The sequence below is a fragment of the Acetobacter fabarum genome, from assembly GCF_011516925.1.
Taxonomy (GTDB): Bacteria; Pseudomonadota; Alphaproteobacteria; order Acetobacterales; family Acetobacteraceae; genus Acetobacter; species Acetobacter fabarum.
Window position 1 is genome coordinate 573699 of the sequence record NZ_WOTG01000001.1, and the last position, 15375, is coordinate 589073.

Annotated in this window: 14 protein-coding genes; all 14 read right to left on the reverse strand. The window is 58.9% G+C overall.

The features are described 5' to 3' along the window. Positions 1–48 precede the first annotated feature (48 nt). Entirely contained in the window at positions 49–1134 is a 1086-nt protein-coding gene (gene lpxD, locus GOB83_RS02710; protein WP_165925148.1) for a UDP-3-O-(3-hydroxymyristoyl)glucosamine N-acyltransferase, read from the reverse strand. Positions 1135–1136: 2 nt separating this feature from the next. Beyond that, positions 1137–2009 carry an OmpH family outer membrane protein gene (locus GOB83_RS02715; protein ID WP_165925149.1) on the reverse strand — a complete coding sequence of 291 codons (873 nt, stop codon included), beginning with the start codon at positions 2007–2009 and terminating at the stop codon, positions 1137–1139. A gap of 4 nt (positions 2010–2013) precedes the next feature. Next, positions 2014–4425, reverse strand: coding sequence for an outer membrane protein assembly factor BamA (bamA, locus tag GOB83_RS02720; RefSeq protein WP_165925209.1), 2412 nt, complete (start codon positions 4423–4425; stop codon positions 2014–2016). Positions 4426–4590: 165 nt separating this feature from the next. Further along, positions 4591–5703, reverse strand: a complete 1113-nt coding sequence (gene rseP / locus GOB83_RS02725) for an RIP metalloprotease RseP (protein WP_086645204.1) — start codon at positions 5701–5703, stop codon at positions 4591–4593. A gap of 31 nt (positions 5704–5734) precedes the next feature. Further along, positions 5735–6892 (reverse strand): 1-deoxy-D-xylulose-5-phosphate reductoisomerase, encoded by a 1158-nt coding sequence (gene dxr, locus GOB83_RS02730; protein ID WP_165925150.1) that lies wholly within the window; start codon positions 6890–6892, stop codon positions 5735–5737. Positions 6893–6960: 68 nt separating this feature from the next. After that, positions 6961–7791: a phosphatidate cytidylyltransferase gene (locus GOB83_RS02735; RefSeq protein WP_086645202.1), complete on the reverse strand. Its 831-nt coding sequence runs from the start codon at positions 7789–7791 to the stop codon at positions 6961–6963. Next, complete coding sequence (uppS, locus tag GOB83_RS02740; protein WP_086645201.1) at positions 7788–8528, reverse strand: polyprenyl diphosphate synthase; 741 nt, start codon at positions 8526–8528, stop codon at positions 7788–7790. Before uppS ends, GOB83_RS02735 begins: the two co-directional genes overlap by 4 nt. A gap of 62 nt (positions 8529–8590) precedes the next feature. Beyond that, positions 8591–9112 (reverse strand): ribosome recycling factor, encoded by a 522-nt coding sequence (gene frr, locus GOB83_RS02745; RefSeq protein WP_051544026.1) that lies wholly within the window; start codon positions 9110–9112, stop codon positions 8591–8593. Between the two features lie 133 nt (positions 9113–9245). Then, complete coding sequence (gene pyrH / locus GOB83_RS02750) at positions 9246–9983, reverse strand: UMP kinase (protein WP_086645199.1); 738 nt, start codon at positions 9981–9983, stop codon at positions 9246–9248. A gap of 120 nt (positions 9984–10103) precedes the next feature. Further along, a complete protein-coding gene (gene era / locus GOB83_RS02755) occupies positions 10104–11003 on the reverse strand; it encodes a GTPase Era (protein ID WP_086645372.1) in 900 nt (299 codons plus the stop codon). A gap of 10 nt (positions 11004–11013) precedes the next feature. Then, complete coding sequence (gene rnc, locus GOB83_RS02760) at positions 11014–11754, reverse strand: ribonuclease III (protein WP_233129021.1); 741 nt, start codon at positions 11752–11754, stop codon at positions 11014–11016. Next, complete coding sequence (gene lepB, locus GOB83_RS02765; protein WP_086645370.1) at positions 11754–12557, reverse strand: signal peptidase I; 804 nt, start codon at positions 12555–12557, stop codon at positions 11754–11756. Before lepB ends, rnc begins: the two co-directional genes overlap by 1 nt. Positions 12558–12632: 75 nt before the next feature. Next, positions 12633–13040 carry a holo-ACP synthase gene (gene acpS, locus GOB83_RS02770; protein WP_086645198.1) on the reverse strand — a complete coding sequence of 136 codons (408 nt, stop codon included), beginning with the start codon at positions 13038–13040 and terminating at the stop codon, positions 12633–12635. Continuing rightward, entirely contained in the window at positions 13037–15373 is a 2337-nt protein-coding gene (locus tag GOB83_RS02775; RefSeq protein ID WP_257125301.1) for a RelA/SpoT family protein, read from the reverse strand. Before GOB83_RS02775 ends, acpS begins: the two co-directional genes overlap by 4 nt. Positions 15374–15375: the final 2 nt, after the last annotated feature.

Below are 15375 nucleotides of genomic sequence, written 5' to 3' on the forward strand. Positions count from 1 at the left end.
CACGTCCCCTAAACCACCCTCTGTACCGGACCGCAATCCGGGATAAGTTCATACCTTGTCTGAATCGCCCTTGGCCGACCCAGACGCTTTTTTTGCCAACTTGCGCAGCACCGCCACGTTACGGAAAAACTCCCGGAACGGCATGGCAGGGCTACCTATGACATCTGCACCGCTCTCAACATCCGACATAACACCACACTGCGCACCAATGCGCGCCTTGGCACCAATACGGATATGGCCAATAAGGCCAGCCTGAGCAGCAACCGTTACATAGTCCTCGAGTACTGTGGAGCCAGAAATACCCGCCTGGGATACCACAATACAGCAACGCCCAAGCTGGGCATTATGCCCGATCTGGACCAGATTATCGAGCCGAGACCCCGCACCAATAACCGTGTCATTAACCGAGCCGCGGTCAATGGTGCTGTTGGCACCAATCTCCACATCATGCTCGATGATAACACGACCAAGCTGGGGAACGCTCTCAAACCCCTCAGGCCCGACCGCAAACCCAAAACCTTCCTGCCCAATGCGCGCACCGGGCAGAATGGTAACACGGTCCCCCACCAGAGCATGAGACAGCGTAACCATGGAGCCAATACGGCAGTCCGCACCAAGCTGCACGCCGTGGTCCAAAACGGAATGAGAGCCAATAATGCAGCCGGCCCCAACCTGCACATCAGGCCCGACAACCACAAAAGGCCCCACCTCTGCCGTAGGGTCCACAACAGCAGAAGGATCTACCACTGCAGAAGGGTGAACACCACCCTTGCCAATCTGGCGCGGGTGGAACAGCCGCGCAATGCGCGACCACGCCAGATACGGCGTGGTGGTCACAAGGGCTGCGGAATGTTCTGGCACCTTATCTGCAAAAGCAGGGGCAACAATAACCAGACCAGCCTGCGTATGCTCCAGCAGGGGAGCATAGCGACGGTTATCCAGAAAACTCACATCACGCGCACGGGCCACCTGCAAAGGCGCTATGCCGGTATAACCATCCTGCGGAAAACTCCCCTGCCGGGGAGGCAGCAGCTCGGCACCGGCTGTTTCTGCCAGTACCGATGCATCAAATGGTCCGACACGCGTAAAAAAACGCGGATCAGCCGGGCCGGAAGACGCCCTGCAATCCACCATGCTTATTTTTTCCCGGCAGGAGCCGCAGGTGCCGCCGGAGCTGGGCCGGATGCTGCCATCTGCGGGTCCCCATCAGCCGTTGTGGGCATCTTGCCGGATTTTGCCAGCTCTTCGGGGTCTACGTTGGCTTCAGGAATGAAAACGTTGGGCAGAACCTTGTTCAGGTTTGCTGCCACTTCGTTCGTAATGTCCTGACCATCCACATGCAGGGCAACCTGCTCGCTATGCAGCACAAGGTTCATGCCATGTGCGGCAGCAACCTTCTGGATAACCTGCACCAGCTCACGCTCGATCTGCCCCAGAGAAACCTGAGCCGCTTCCTGAATAATCCGGTTGCGGTTACGGAAGTCGCGCTGTGCCTTCATGACCTTGGCCTGAAGGCTGCGTTCACGAGTCTGGATCTGGTCAGATGTCAGGGACTTGGCCTGAGCCTGCAGCGTCTGCTGCTCGTCACGCCAGCCAGCCTGTTCACGCTGGAGGTCCTGCGCCAGCGCATCGCGGCGGGCACCCAGAACACGCTCCACCTGCATGGCAGCAGAGGTCTGACGCATAACGCCAGATACGCTGATCACACCAATAATGGTGGTGGGCGGGGGTGCCTCCTTGGCAACTTCAGGTGCGCTGGGAATGGGCGGCAAAGGCAGAACCGGAGGAGCCTGATCTGCTGCTTCCTGACTATCAGCTGCGGGAGCAGGCAGTGCTACGGGTGCAGGGGCGGCATTACGAGCAGCAGGATGCGGAGCCTGTGCAGCAGGCTGGGTTTTGGGAACGAACCAGCCATTCCCACCTTCTGCCTGAGCAGCGGGCATGAGGGCTGCGGAAAAAGAAAGGCAAACAGCCCCCAGAAGGGCAGCTTTTGAACTGAAACGCATCATTACCTCAGAATTGCTGGCCGAAGCCGAAGCGAAGGAGCTGTGTACGGTCATTATAACTGCGCCTGACCGGCACACCAAGGTCAATATTCAGCAGGCCAAACGGGCTTTTCCATGAAAAACCTGCACCCGCACTGATACGCGGGCTCACCATATCACCCGATACTGCCGTATAGTTCGCCCCGGCGGTAGCGCGGTTGGTGTAAAGGTGCTTCACGCGCAAACCTGCCACGGACCCCATATCCACAAAGGCACGACCACCCACGCCCATTTCCGTCAGGAAGGGGATCGGGAAGTTCACCTGCGCCGTCGCGTTGTACATGAACCGCCCACCGATCAGATCTTCGGAGTGATGGGCTGCGTTACCCACGCTTCGTGGGCCGGCACCACCATCAAGGAAGCCGCGCAGGTTGTTACCACCCAGATAGAAGTTATCGATAATATCGTGGCGGCCGTTACTGCCCCAGTCCGCAAGGTACCCGGTGCCGCCACGGAAGATGATTGTCCAGTTGTGGCTGTTGGTCAGGTCATCAAGCGGGATGTAGTAACCACCGTTAATCTTGCCGCGAACGTAGTTTTCATCCCCGCCAATACCGGCAAAATCACCTCCGACAGAGACAAAATACCCGCTATGCGGCTGCATGCGGTTATCACGCCGGTCATACATAACCGTGGTGCTCAGCTGGGAAAGAAGCGACTTGCCCTTCTGCTCCTGAACATAGGGAGAAGATTCACTCCACATATCCCCCACCCAACGGCGGATCAGGCTGTAGTTCCACGACTGCGAAAGGTAGCGGTTATACGAATACCCCATACGCAGGGTAATACCGTACCGCCCTTCCGAGTAGTTCTGATACGTCTGGTAATTGTTTTCGATGAAGAAGATATCCGCACCGACAACCAGATTGCGCCCGAGGAAGACCGGGTCCGTAACAGAAAGGTCGGCCTGCTTCTGGTAGTACGAAACCGTACCCGAGAACCCGGCATCCACCCCTGTACCCAGCAGGTTGTGCTGCTTGAGCCCTACGTTACCAATAATACCTACGTCGGTGGAGTAACCACCACCAAGCGAGAACTCGCCCGTTGGTTTTTCCACAACGTTAACGGACACGTTGGCACGGTCGGGGGAGGAACCCGGAGCGTCCTTTACATCCACCGATTTGAAGTAGCCCAGATCCTGGACCCCTTCCTTGGCGTATTTCTTGTAGCTGCTTGTGTAGGGGTCACCCTCGGCAAACGGAAGCTGCCGGCGGATAACGTTATCCTGCGTAATGGTGTTGCCGTTAATATCGATCCGCTCAATATACCGGCGCGGGCCTTCGCTTACGTCAAACAGCAGATTGACAATATGCTTTTCGGGGTTGCGGGCAATAACCGGACGCACCACGGCAAAAGGATGCCCTTCCGACTGGAGCAGTTCTTCCATGTCGGTCGCGTTATCCTGCACGGCCTTGCCATCGTACCACTGGTGCGGGAACAACTCGACATACTTACGCAGCGACTTGGCCGGCACGTGCCGCAGGCTGGAGCGGATGTCCACCTTGCCCAGACGGTAACGGATGCCTTCGTCCATTGTGATGGTGATGTAGAAGGATTTGCGGTCAGGCGAAAGTTCGCCCTTGATATCCTTGATCTGGAAATCAACATACCCGTTGTGCAGGTAAAACCGACGCAGGAGTTCCCCGTCGTACTTCACACGTTCGGGGTTATATTCATCAGACGAACCCAGAAAATGGTACCAGGCCGTTTCCTTGGAGGAAATCGCGCCAGCCAGTTCGGCCTCGTTGTAAGCCTTGTTGCCAACAAACGCGATTTTGCGGATTTTGGTGTTCGGGCCTTCATTGATCTGAAAGATCACATCCACACGATTATGCGCAAGGCGCACGATCTGAGGCGTCACCACCGCTGCAAAGCGGGACTTCTGGGCATAGACTTCCAGAATACGCTGCCGGTCATCCGCCGTTGTTTCTGCCGAGAAAACCGCACGCGGACGCAGGGAGAGCACCTTGCGCAGGTCCTCATCCTTGGCGGCATGATTGCCCTCGAACACGATCCGGTTGACGATCGGGTTTTCCTTGAGCTTGACGAGGAGGGTATTCCCCTCACGCCGCAAGGTTACATCCTTGAACAGACCGGTCGCATACAGGGTCTTCAGGGAACGATCGAGGTCATCCTGCGTAAACGGATCACCCGGGCGGACAACCATGTAGGACAGGACCGTGTTGGTCTCGATGCGGGTATTGCCTGAGACGCGGATCTCATCAATCACCCCCACGGGTGCTGGCTGAGCATCCGGCAGAGGTGCTGGAGGACTTTCGGCATCACCCTCGGGCGATGCAACAACAGCTGCTGGTGCCTGTGTGTCCTGGGTCTGGGCGGCCATAGCCCCCCGTCCCTCGAGCAGGAAAAAAGGCAACATGCAGACAGAAACGAACAGGGCCGAACGTTTACCCGCCAAGATCTGCCTCCCTCCATCCGGGTCGGTTCAGCACGGAAGCCTATCTCCCGTTCTTGTCTCGCCCGCAAGGGACGTATCCGAAATTACCCTTGTCACGCAAGCCTTCCCTTCACGCCCAGTTCACTATCACCCTGCGAGCGTTGCAACCCACCTGAACAACCCGAAGCTGGACAGATCATTGAACGTCGAAAACAAGAACAGACCCGCCAGCAATGCAAACCCGGTCTGGAAACTAACCTCTTGCACCCGCTTGGAAACCGGGCGCCCTCTTATTGCCTCTATGGCATAAAAAACCAGACGTCCACCATCAAGAAGCGGAACGGGAAAGAGATTGATCAGACCCAGATTAACAGACAGCAGCGCCATGAAAGAAAGCAGGCTGGCAAACCCGTATTGAGCGACCTGCCCGGAGAGCTGCGCAATCTTGAGCGGACCGCCCAAATCCCGCGCGGTATGCTGCCCGCTAAAAATCTGCCACACGCCATTGAGCGTCTGCACAACGGTGTTCCATGTTGCCTTGGCCCCGGCAGAGACAGCCTGCGGAAGCGGCAGGGCCTTGCCCGGCTCAACCGCAAAGACCACACCCAGCAGCCCGCGCGCGGGCCCACCACGCGAATCCTGCGTAGAGCCAATGGTCAGGGGAACTTCCAGCGACTGGCCATTACGCTGCACCAGCAGTGTTGTTTTCTGCCCCGGTGTCTGGGCCACTGTGGCCTGTGCGTCCTCAACCCCCGCAATATCGTGCGTGCCTATACGCAGGATAACGTCACCCTTCTGCAGGGCAGCATTTTGCGCGGCACTGCCGGGCAGGACGGATGCAACCTCGTTCCGCACATGCGGCTGGCCCGCCGTTGCAAACAGCAGCACAAACAGCACAAACGCCAGAATGAAGTTAAAAACCGGGCCGGCCAGAATAACAATGGCGCGTGACCATACGGATTTATCGTGGAAAGTCCGGCCCGGAATCCACGCGGCTTTCTGTTCTTCGGTCGCATCTTCGGGGTCATCAAACCCGTGCGGGCGCACATAACCGCCCAAGGGAATCGGGCAGATGCGCCATTCTGTCCCGCTCTTGTCACGCCATTTGAACAGGGCGGGACCAAAGCCGAGCGAAAAGACCTCCACATGCACACCGCGCCAGCGGGCTGCAAGGTAATGCCCCAGCTCGTGAAAGGTAACCAGAACGCCCAGCACGAAAACGAAGGAAATCAGGGTGCGCAGATATTCGTGTATCATCATTCCTCCGATATCGGGGCTGAAGGCGGTTTTCTCAAGCAACCACGGTAGAAATCTGCTGGGTCGCAACGCGCCGGGCTTCTGCATCCCAATGGAGCACGGCATCGAGCGTATCGGCCGGGGGAGCGCCGAGAGCGTTCATGGTATCTTCAACCACGCGCGCAATGTCCAGAAAACCGATCTGTTCTTTCAGGAACGCTTCAACTGCAATCTCATTTGCCGCAGACAGAATGGCCGGAACAGCCTTGCCTGCCCGCAGGGCCTGCCGCGCCAGACGCAGTGCGGGAAAACGCACTTCATCTGGTGCAATAAACTCTAGCGTGCCAAAGGCGGCAAGGTCCAGACGACTGGAGGTCGTGGCCATACGCCGTGGCCATGCCAGTGTATGGGCGATGGGAATACGCATGTCAGCCGAACCCATCTGCGCGATCAGGCTGCCATCGGTGTACTGCACCATACCGTGTACCACGGACTGGGGGTGCACCAGCACATCAATCCGGTCTTCGGTCAGGCCAAAAATACGTGCCGCTTCAATAACCTCCAGCCCCTTGTTGAACATGGTGGCGGAATCGATGCTGATCTTGGCCCCCATGCTCCATGTCGGGTGCTTGAGTGCCTGAGCCGGTGTGGCCGCACGCATGACATCAACCGAAGCATTGCGGAAAGGACCGCCAGATGCGGTAAGAATTATTTTTTCAACCTGATCAGCCTGCCGGTCCGCCATGGACTGGAAAACCGCATTATGCTCGGAATCGACCGGCAGCAGCGTTGCCCCGGCATCCTGCACCGCACGGAGCATGACATCCCCCGCGCAGACCAGTGCTTCCTTGTTGGCCAGCGCAATGCTGTTGCCGTTCTTCACAGCGGCCAGTGTAGGTTCCAGCCCCGCAGCGCCAGTAATGGCTGCCATGGTCCAGTCCGCTGGCAGCCCCGCTGCCTCTATGACCGCCTTGCGGCCACAGGCGACCTCAACACCACTCCCGGCCAGAAGCGCCTTGAGTTCAGCATAGGCACTCTCATCAGCCAGCACGGCCAGTTCGGCCTTCAGGCTGCGGGCCTGCTCGGCCAGCTTGGCAGCATTTTTACCACCCACAAGCGCACGCACCCGATACTGGTCACGCGCCTGCTCCAGCAGATCCACGGTAGAGCAGCCAATGCTGCCGGTAGTTCCCAGAACGGTTACGGTTCTCATGTCTTGTCTTTCCAAACCCGAAAAATAACACAAGCCCCGATCACGCAGGGCAAAAGCCAAAAACTGGACTAACCAGGCATGCCAGAAACAAGGCTATAAACAAGATCGTGCAGGCCAGCGCTCCAGAAGGGTGCATCAGGCACGGTAACGGAAACGGCGGCAGCAACAGGTGCGGCCACCACCAGACCATCAAACCGGTCGAGCAGACCGCCATGGCCGGGCAGCAGCGTGCCGGAATCCTTAACGCCGAGTGCCCTCTTCATGGCGCTTTCGGCCAGATCTCCAAGCTGGGCGGACACGCCCAGAATGCCTCCCCAGACCAGCGCCATATGCGTGCTTCCCAAACCAGAGAGAAGCGCTATGCCACCCCCCATAAGCACAGCCCCCACAAACCCGCCCAGAGCACCTGAGCGGGTTTTGCCGGGGGAAATGCGCGGGGCCAGTTTGGGCCCGCCAATCAGGCGGCCTGCCATATAGGCTGATGTATCACTCGCCACCACAACGGCGACAACAAACAGAACAGGCCAGATACTTTCCACCCGTAGCCAGAGCAGAGCCGTACCCGCCATGATGATCACGCACATCATGGCGCACAACTCCGCACCGAATACGCACGAGCCGACACTGAACATGATAAAATAACGCCAGTGCTCGGTTGCGGCAGAAAACCCACCACAAACCGCCCACAGCACATACAGCCTGCCCTGCCAGCTCTGGGCAGGTAACTTGAGAAGGCCCGCAGCCTCAAACGCCATACCGCCCATGGCCACAAGCACCATCAGGATATAGGCAACCCCGCCTACCCCGATGCATCCACCCGCAACCGCGATCATGACCATGGCAGACAGCACGCGCGGCCGCAGGTCCCGCCATGCGGAGGATTGTCCGGTCGTTGTCATGCGGAAGCCACCGGCCGCGCACCAAAGCGCCGCTCACGGCGGGCGTAAAGATCCAGCACCGTTGCAAAATGCCCTTCATTGAAGTCTGGCCAGAACACATCCAGAAAAACAAGTTCCGCATATGCGCTCTGCCAGAGCAGAAAGTTGGAAAGCCGGTATTCCCCGCTCGTGCGCACGACCACATCGGGGTCAGGCACGCCAGCGGTCCACAAATGGTTGGCAAACAGGCTTTCATCAATCTGTTCGGGGGTTAGCCAGCCATCGCGCACTTCCTGCGCAACACGACGGACCGCCTGCATAATATCCCCCCGCCCCCCGTAGGACAGGGCAAGCAGCAGCACCAGCCGTCCGTTATTGCGGGTCATGGCTTCGGCACGGGCCAGTTCTTCGCGCAGGCTCGTATCAAACCGGCTCAGATCACCAATAAAGCGGAGACAGACGCCCTCGCTATGCAGTTCCTTGACCTTGTGGCGCAGGTAGTAGCGCAAAAGGCCGGTCAGGTCTGAGACTTCCTTGGGGCCGCGTGACCAGTTTTCGGATGAAAACGCATAAAGGGTCAGGTAGGGCACACCACGCTGAATAGCCGCCTTGATGCACCGCGCCACGGCATCTGCCCCGGCACGATGCCCCGCTAGGCGCGGCAACCCCCGCTCACACGCCCAGCGCCCGTTGCCATCCATGATAATGGCGACATGCGAAGGAACGACCGCTTTTCTGTCGGCTGGCAAGGAAGACATAACAGGAAAAAATCCACCGTTTCAGTTCAGCGGGCATAAACCGGCCCCGTTCAGGCAGGTCTTCAGACCTGCTTGATTTCCTTCTCTTTTTCGGCAAGCATGTCATCTACTTTTTTGACATACTGATCAGTCGTTTTCTGAATAGCGTCAGACCATGTCTTGACGTCATCCTGACTGATGTCGCCCTTCTTTTCAAAACCCTTGGCCTTGTCCATACCATCGCGGCGCACGCCACGTACGGCAATCTTGGCCCCTTCCGCATAACGTGCGGCAGCTTTTGCCAGTTCGTTACGGCGTTCTTCGGTCAACTGCGGAATAGGCACCCGGATGGTCTGGCCTTCACCGGCGGGGTTAAGGCCCAGCCCGGCATCGCGGATAGCGCGTTCCACGGCCCCGGCCAGAACACGGTCCCAGACCTGTACGGTAATCATGCGCGCTTCAGGCACGGCAATGGAGGCAACCTGCGTAAGCGGCACTTCCCCCCCATAGGCTTCCACCCGAACGGGTTCGAGCAGAGCCGGGCTGGCCCGGCCGGAGCGCAGGCCCGAAAAATCACGACGCAGGCTTTCCAGCGCGCCATCCATACGGCGCTTGATGTCATCAAGCAGGTCATTCAAGTCAGACACGGCGGTTTCTCCCGTTTTGTCGCGAAGGCACTGTCCTGCCCTCGCCTAGTTCATTCCGCGTGCTGCCTTAACGGGCAGCGGTTGCATGGTGTCAGGTTGCTTCAATAATGCGCGTAAACGCACCTTCGCCGCGCATAACGCGACCGAACGAACCTTCCTCGCCAATATTGAAGACAATAATCGGCAGTTTATTCTCACGTGCCAGACTGATGGCCGCTGCATCCATGACACTCAACTGGTTGGAGAGCACGGTCATGTATGTCAGCTCATCATACCGCGTGGCGCTGGGGTCGTGCTTGGGGTCGGCCGAATACACGCCATCGACCTGCGTCCCTTTAAGCAGAATATCGCATTCCATTTCCGCCGCACGCAGGGCCGCTGCCGTATCAGTGGTAAAGAAGGGGTTGCCCGTACCGGCGGCAAAAATAACCACCCGGCCTTTTTCCATATGCCGGACCGCCCTGCGCCGGATATACGGCTCAGCCACGGAAGACATGTGAATGGCGGACATAACCCGCGTTGTTATCAGTTCACGTTCAAGCGCATTCTGGAGCAGCAGCGCGTTAATGACCGTTGCCAGCATACCCGCATAGTCACCCTGCGCGCGGTCCATGCCTTTGGCTGCGGCAGCCACTCCACGAAAAATGTTGCCACCACCCACAACAAGGCACACTTCCGTACCGCTGCGAACGACCTCGGCTACATCCTTGGCAATCCGCTCGACCGTCTTCTGTTCTACCCCAAAGGCGCCCTCACCCATCAGGGCTTCACCAGACACCTTGAGCAATACACGTTTACGCCTTGGCGTTTCAGAGACAGAAGCAGTCATAGGCCCTCAATCATGCAAAGTCCGACAAAAAACAGACCTCCGCCACGCGCAGGCGCGCAGCGTGTAAGATCGCTCTCTCTTATCCTCCAAGGCGCACGGCCACAAGCGCCAAGCCGTGCTTTATGGCACGTCATCCAGCCCGATGGCACGCAGGCGGGCCCGCTCTTCATCCCAGCCAGAACGTTCCTTGACATTCAAAAACAGGTGGCACGGGCGTTCCAGCAGGCCGGCAAGCTGCTTGCGCGCCCGCTCGCCTATCATTTTGATCTTCTGCCCGCCATTCCCAATAAGAATGGCTTTATGCCCGGTGCGGCCAACGTAAATTGTAACTTCAATCCGCACCGAACCATCTGGCCGTTCCTGAAAACTCTCGGTCTCGGCCGTAGTGCCATAGGGCACTTCCTCATGCGTCTGCATAAAAATCTGCTCACGCACCAACTCGGCTGCAAGCAGGCGGTCGGGCAGATCGGTCAGGTCATCTTCGGGATACAGGTATGGGCCTTCGGGCAGGCTGGCAGCCAGCTTGTCCAGCAGGTCGTCCACACCACCACCGGTGCGCGCACTGACCATGAACACATGCTCAACGGGCAGTTTTTCGGTAATGGCCGCCGTAAGGGGCAGCAGGGCAGATGCAGGCACAAGGTCCGTTTTGTTCAGCACCAGCCACGTAGTGCGCCCAGCCTGCGCCAGACGGGTAATAATGTCCTGCACGGCTTCGGTCAGGCCTGTGCGGGCATCCACCAGCAGCAAGGTTATGTCCGCATCATCCGAGCCAGTCCAGGCGGCGGCCACCATGGCGCGGTCAAGCTTGCGGCGTGGCTTGAAGATACCGGGCGTGTCCACCAGCAGAATCTGGCTGGCCCCGCGCATGAGAATACCCAGCACCCTAAAGCGCGTGGTCTGTGCCTTGGGCGAAACGATGGAGAGCTTGGCGCCCGCCATACGGTTGAGCAGTGTTGATTTGCCTGCGTTTGGTGCACCCACCAGCGCAGCAAAGCCACAACGTGTTGTTTGTGTCATGCCTGTTGCTTCAGCCCTGATGGCTGCCTCCAAGTTTTTCCAGCAGGGTTGCCGCGGCAGAACTTTCTGCTGCCCGCTTGCTCCCTGCACATCCTTCTGCCGAATACCCACCAGCACTGACCCGCACCACAAACACGGGAGCATGCGATGGACCGTCGGCCCCTATTGTTTCGTAAAACGGCAAGCCCTGCCCACGCCCCAGAACCCATTCCTGCAATGCGGTTTTGGGGTCTTTGGGGGGGAGGGCCTGCGCATCGAGTATCCGCTTCCAGCAAGCACGCACAATCTTGCGTGCCGGAGCCAGCCCACCATCGAGAAAAACCGCACCAAGCACGGCTTCCAGTCCATCGGCCACAACATTGGCGGCAGTCTGCACACCGGCGCGGGCCTCATGCTCCGCTACGGACAGGGCTTCAGCAAGACCAAGCTGCTCGGCAATATCCGCAAGCGTTGCACGTGAAACCAGATGCGCAAGCCGCGAGCCCAAGGCCCCTTCCTGCTCGCCCGGAAACCGCTCCAGCAACAGTTCCGCCATAAGCAGGCCCAGAACACGGTCGCCAATAAACTCCAGACGCTCGTTGGAGCCTGCCCCTTTGGTTTTGTTCCGCCTGCGCCCACCCGCCTTCTGATGTGCGGCCGAACGGTGGGTCAGCGCTTCCTGCAACAGGGAAGGATTGGCAAACTGGTAGCCCAGACGCTCCTGCAACGCCATGGACGCCAGATATTGCGGCGTGGAGTGGCCCGCATTCATTACATCACGCCTTTTAACAGACGAGCCCAGCGGATTTCAGTCGGCCAGTACCAGACCTGCCAGATGGGATGTGCCGCCTCAACCGAGAAGAAAATACGCTGGGCCTTACCAACAAGGTTTTCCATGGGCACAAAGCCAAGGTCTTTGGGGCCATCCCCCACAAAACGACTATCTGCGCTGTCATCACGGTTGTCACCCATGGCAAAAAAGTAACCGGGGGGGACTACGTATTCGGGGGTGTCGTTCTGCGGGCCATCATTGGTCAATTTCAGAATATCGTGCCGGACTACTCCCTGCCCGTCGCGCAGGGGGAGTTCTTCCGTGCAGGCTTCGCCTTCCATGGGCATGCGCGTTTCATCCTGCGCCACGTAAGCATGCGGCTGCACGCAGGGAACCCGCACACCATTGAGGAAGAGCTGCCCCCCGGTTACCTGAATACGGTCCCCCGGCAGGCCAATAACCCGCTTGATGTAATCAATGGACGTATCTTTGGTAAACCGGAACACGGCCACATCGCCCCGGTGCGGCTGCCCCGCCCAGACCCGCCCGTTAAACAGGTCTGGCGAAAACGGCAGCGAAAACCGTGAATAGCCATAGCTGTATTTGGACACCCAGATGTAGTCCCCCACCTGCAGGGTGGGGATCATGGACCCGGACGGGATGACAAAGGATTCAAACAAAAACGTACGGACAAAAACAACAACGATCACGACCGTTAAAATTGTCCGCACATATTCCACCACAGCATGTCTGACGGTAACAGCGTGCTGCGCTCCAGTTGGAGAAGTCTCCGGTTTACTCATGCGCTGCCCATCTGCTCCCATAATCATGCCAGAAAAATAAAATCCGCTGGATCAAGCCGTGCGCTTGGTGTGATGTCAACCCGCGCGGACCGAGATAAACACCTGTGCAAACGCATAAGGGGGCTCATCGGTCATGCTCAGCATCAGTTCAGGCTCATGGCCTGCGGGCACCAGTTCTGCCAGCCTCCGGGCCGCGGCCCCCGTTAACACCAGCACCGGTTGGCCCGATGCAAGGTTTTCCACCCCGATCTGGCTTTGCGCAACCCCGTGGGCAAAACCCGTACCCAGCGCCTTGGCGCATGCCTCCTTGGCCGCCCAGCGTTTGGCGTAGGTGCCTATTCTGGCAGCCCCCACACGCCGTTCAGCCTTGGCACGCTCATACGGCGTAAAAACACGGTCCAGAAAACGCTCCCCAAACCGCTCCATGACCTGCTCGATCCGCCGCATGTCGCACAGATCCACACCAGTTGCCAGCAGGGTCATGACTTGGCCCGATCCGCCTGCGCAATGCCCGATACAGCCCGCAACCCGGCAATAACAGAGGACAGGTGGCGCAGGTCACGCACCTCCACATCCAGCAGAATTTCGGTAAAGTCGAGCTGGCGATGCACGATCTTGAGGTTGACCATAGCCGCATCGCACTTGGAAATCGTATTGGTAATGGATGCCAGCACAGAGCCCTCGTTTTCGGCTACAATGCTGATACGGCCAACACGCATCTGCCCGGTTCCACCCGCGCGGGCCATGGCGTCGTAATCCCAGTCCACATCCAAAAAGCGCTCGGGCGTTGCGGCAAAACTTTCCAGCGTCTGGCAGTTGCGCGTATGCACGGTCACGCCCTTGCCTGTTGCCACCACGCCCACAATCCGGTCTCCCGGCAAGGGGTGGCAGCAGGCTGCGTAATGCACGGCAACACCGGCCCCAAGCCCAACCAGCGGCACCGCCCCACCCGATGGACGGCGCATGGTGGGCGCGCCGCGCGGCCGTGGCCCTGCCGTACCCAGCACACCGGGCAGGCCCGCCAGCATGCGCGGCACACGTTGCACACGCCGCAGCTCGGGGTAGGCCGCATGCACCACATCCCGCGCGTTCAGGTTGCTGGTACCAACCGCAACATACAGATCCTGCAAGGAACTCTGCTTGAGCGCCTTGAGCGTGGTCTCCATGATTTTTTCGGAGCCATCCACACCTTCCTGACGGAAGGCCTTGGCCAATGCGGCACGTCCGTTATCCAGCGAAACCTGGCGCTGCTGCTGCGCCACATAACGGCGGATGCGCGCGCGTGCCTTACCCGTAACGACAAACCGCTCCCACGAGGGAGAGGGCGCGCCACCACGGGCGGTCATGATTTCGACCTGATCGCCGTTTTCCAGCTCATGCCGCAGCGGCATAAGGCGACCGTTAACCTTGGCCCCTACGCAGGTATCCCCGATCTGGCTATGCACCGCATAGGCAAAATCAACCGGGGTTGCCCCACGCGGGAGCGAGATAAGCTGCCCCTTGGGCGAAAAGCAGAAAACCTGATCCTGATAAAGCTCAAGCTTGGTGTTTTCCAAAAACTCATCAGGGGCGGATGAGGCCTCCAGAATTTCCAGCAGGTCCTGCACCCAGCGTGGGCGGCGCACGCCACCATACCCGCCCTCATCAGGGCTGCTGGTACCGCCTTCCTTGTACACCCAGTGGGCTGCAACACCGTTTTCGGCCACGTCGTGCATGGCCTGCGTGCGGATCTGCACTTCTATTTTCTGGTTACGGGGGGAACGCAGCGTAACCCCCGTATGCAGGCTCTGATACCCGTTGGCCTTGGGGGTGGAGATATAGTCCTTGAACCGCCCGGCGATCATGGGGTAGGCGGCATGCACCGCGCCCAGCGCCATATAGCAGTCCTCACGCGTGTCCACGATCATGCGGAAAGCCATGATGTCGGACAACTGCTCGAACGCCACATTCCGGCGCTGCATTTTTTCCCAGATGGAATAAGGCGATTTTTCACGCCCCGAAACCTGAGCGTCCTTCAGCCCCGCTTCGTGGCACAGGCGCAGCAGTTCGCGCCGCACGTCCTCAATAACATCCGCCCCCTGCCCGCGCAGATAGTTCAGGCGTGTGCGGATGGTTGTATCGGCCTCTGGCTCAAGCTGCGCAAAGGAGAGGTTCTGGAGCTCGGTCTTGACCCGGTCCATACCAATACGCTCGGCCAGCGGCGCATAAATATCGAGCGTTTCACGTGCGATGCGCTGCCTGCGGTCCTGCCGCTCCACAAAATGGAGGGTGCGCATATTGTGCAGACGGTCCGCCAACTTGACCAGAAGGACACGAATATCCTTGGACATGGCCAGCACAAGCTTGCGGAAGTTCTCGGCCTGCTTGGTGCGGTCAGACTGGAGTTCCAGCCGGGTCAGCTTGGTCACGCCATCGACCAGATCGGCCACAACCGGCCCAAAATCGGCCTTTAGCGTCTCATACGTAACGCCGGTATCTTCAATGGTATCGTGGAGCAGAGCGGTGCAGATGGACTGCACATCCAGCCTGAAGCGCGCCAGAATCATGGCGACGGCCAAAGGGTGGGTTATGTAGGGGTCGCCATTATCGCGCATCTGGCTCTGATGTGCCCTGTTGGCCACATCAAATGCACGACGAATGGATTGTACATCGGCCTGCGGTGCATAACTCAGCACCTTGGCAACCAGCCGCTCGCAGCCGATTTCCCCCACACGACTGGTGGGAGATGCTGGCGCTACGGACGCCTCAACCGGGGCACCCCCCTCCCGCTCGGGGGAGGAGGTGTGAACGGGAATATCGCCGCCCGGTTGGTCCACGC

Bases quoted from the DNA above. Each gene is read 5' to 3' on its own strand.
- GOB83_RS02715 (WP_165925149.1), bottom strand. From the start codon at position 2,009: ATGATGCGTTTCAGTTCAAAAGCTGCCCTTCTGGGGGCTGTTTGCCTT.
- lepB (WP_086645370.1), bottom strand. From the start codon at position 12,557: ATGAGTAAACCGGAGACTTCTCCAACTGGAGCGCAGCACGCTGTTACC.
- rnc (WP_233129021.1), bottom strand. From the start codon at position 11,754: ATGAATGCGGGCCACTCCACGCCGCAATATCTGGCGTCCATGGCGTTG.
- frr (WP_051544026.1), bottom strand. From the start codon at position 9,112: ATGGATGGCGCGCTGGAAAGCCTGCGTCGTGATTTTTCGGGCCTGCGC.
- pyrH (WP_086645199.1), bottom strand. From the start codon at position 9,983: ATGACTGCTTCTGTCTCTGAAACGCCAAGGCGTAAACGTGTATTGCTC.
- acpS (WP_086645198.1), bottom strand. From the start codon at position 13,040: ATGACCCTGCTGGCAACTGGTGTGGATCTGTGCGACATGCGGCGGATC.
- rseP (WP_086645204.1), bottom strand. From the start codon at position 5,703: ATGATGATACACGAATATCTGCGCACCCTGATTTCCTTCGTTTTCGTG.
- era (WP_086645372.1), bottom strand. From the start codon at position 11,003: ATGACACAAACAACACGTTGTGGCTTTGCTGCGCTGGTGGGTGCACCA.
- GOB83_RS02735 (WP_086645202.1), bottom strand. From the start codon at position 7,791: ATGACAACGACCGGACAATCCTCCGCATGGCGGGACCTGCGGCCGCGC.
- lpxD (WP_165925148.1), bottom strand. From the start codon at position 1,134: ATGGTGGATTGCAGGGCGTCTTCCGGCCCGGCTGATCCGCGTTTTTTT.
- dxr (WP_165925150.1), bottom strand. From the start codon at position 6,892: ATGAGAACCGTAACCGTTCTGGGAACTACCGGCAGCATTGGCTGCTCT.
- uppS (WP_086645201.1), bottom strand. From the start codon at position 8,528: ATGTCTTCCTTGCCAGCCGACAGAAAAGCGGTCGTTCCTTCGCATGTC.
- bamA (WP_165925209.1), bottom strand. From the start codon at position 4,425: ATGTTGCCTTTTTTCCTGCTCGAGGGACGGGGGGCTATGGCCGCCCAG.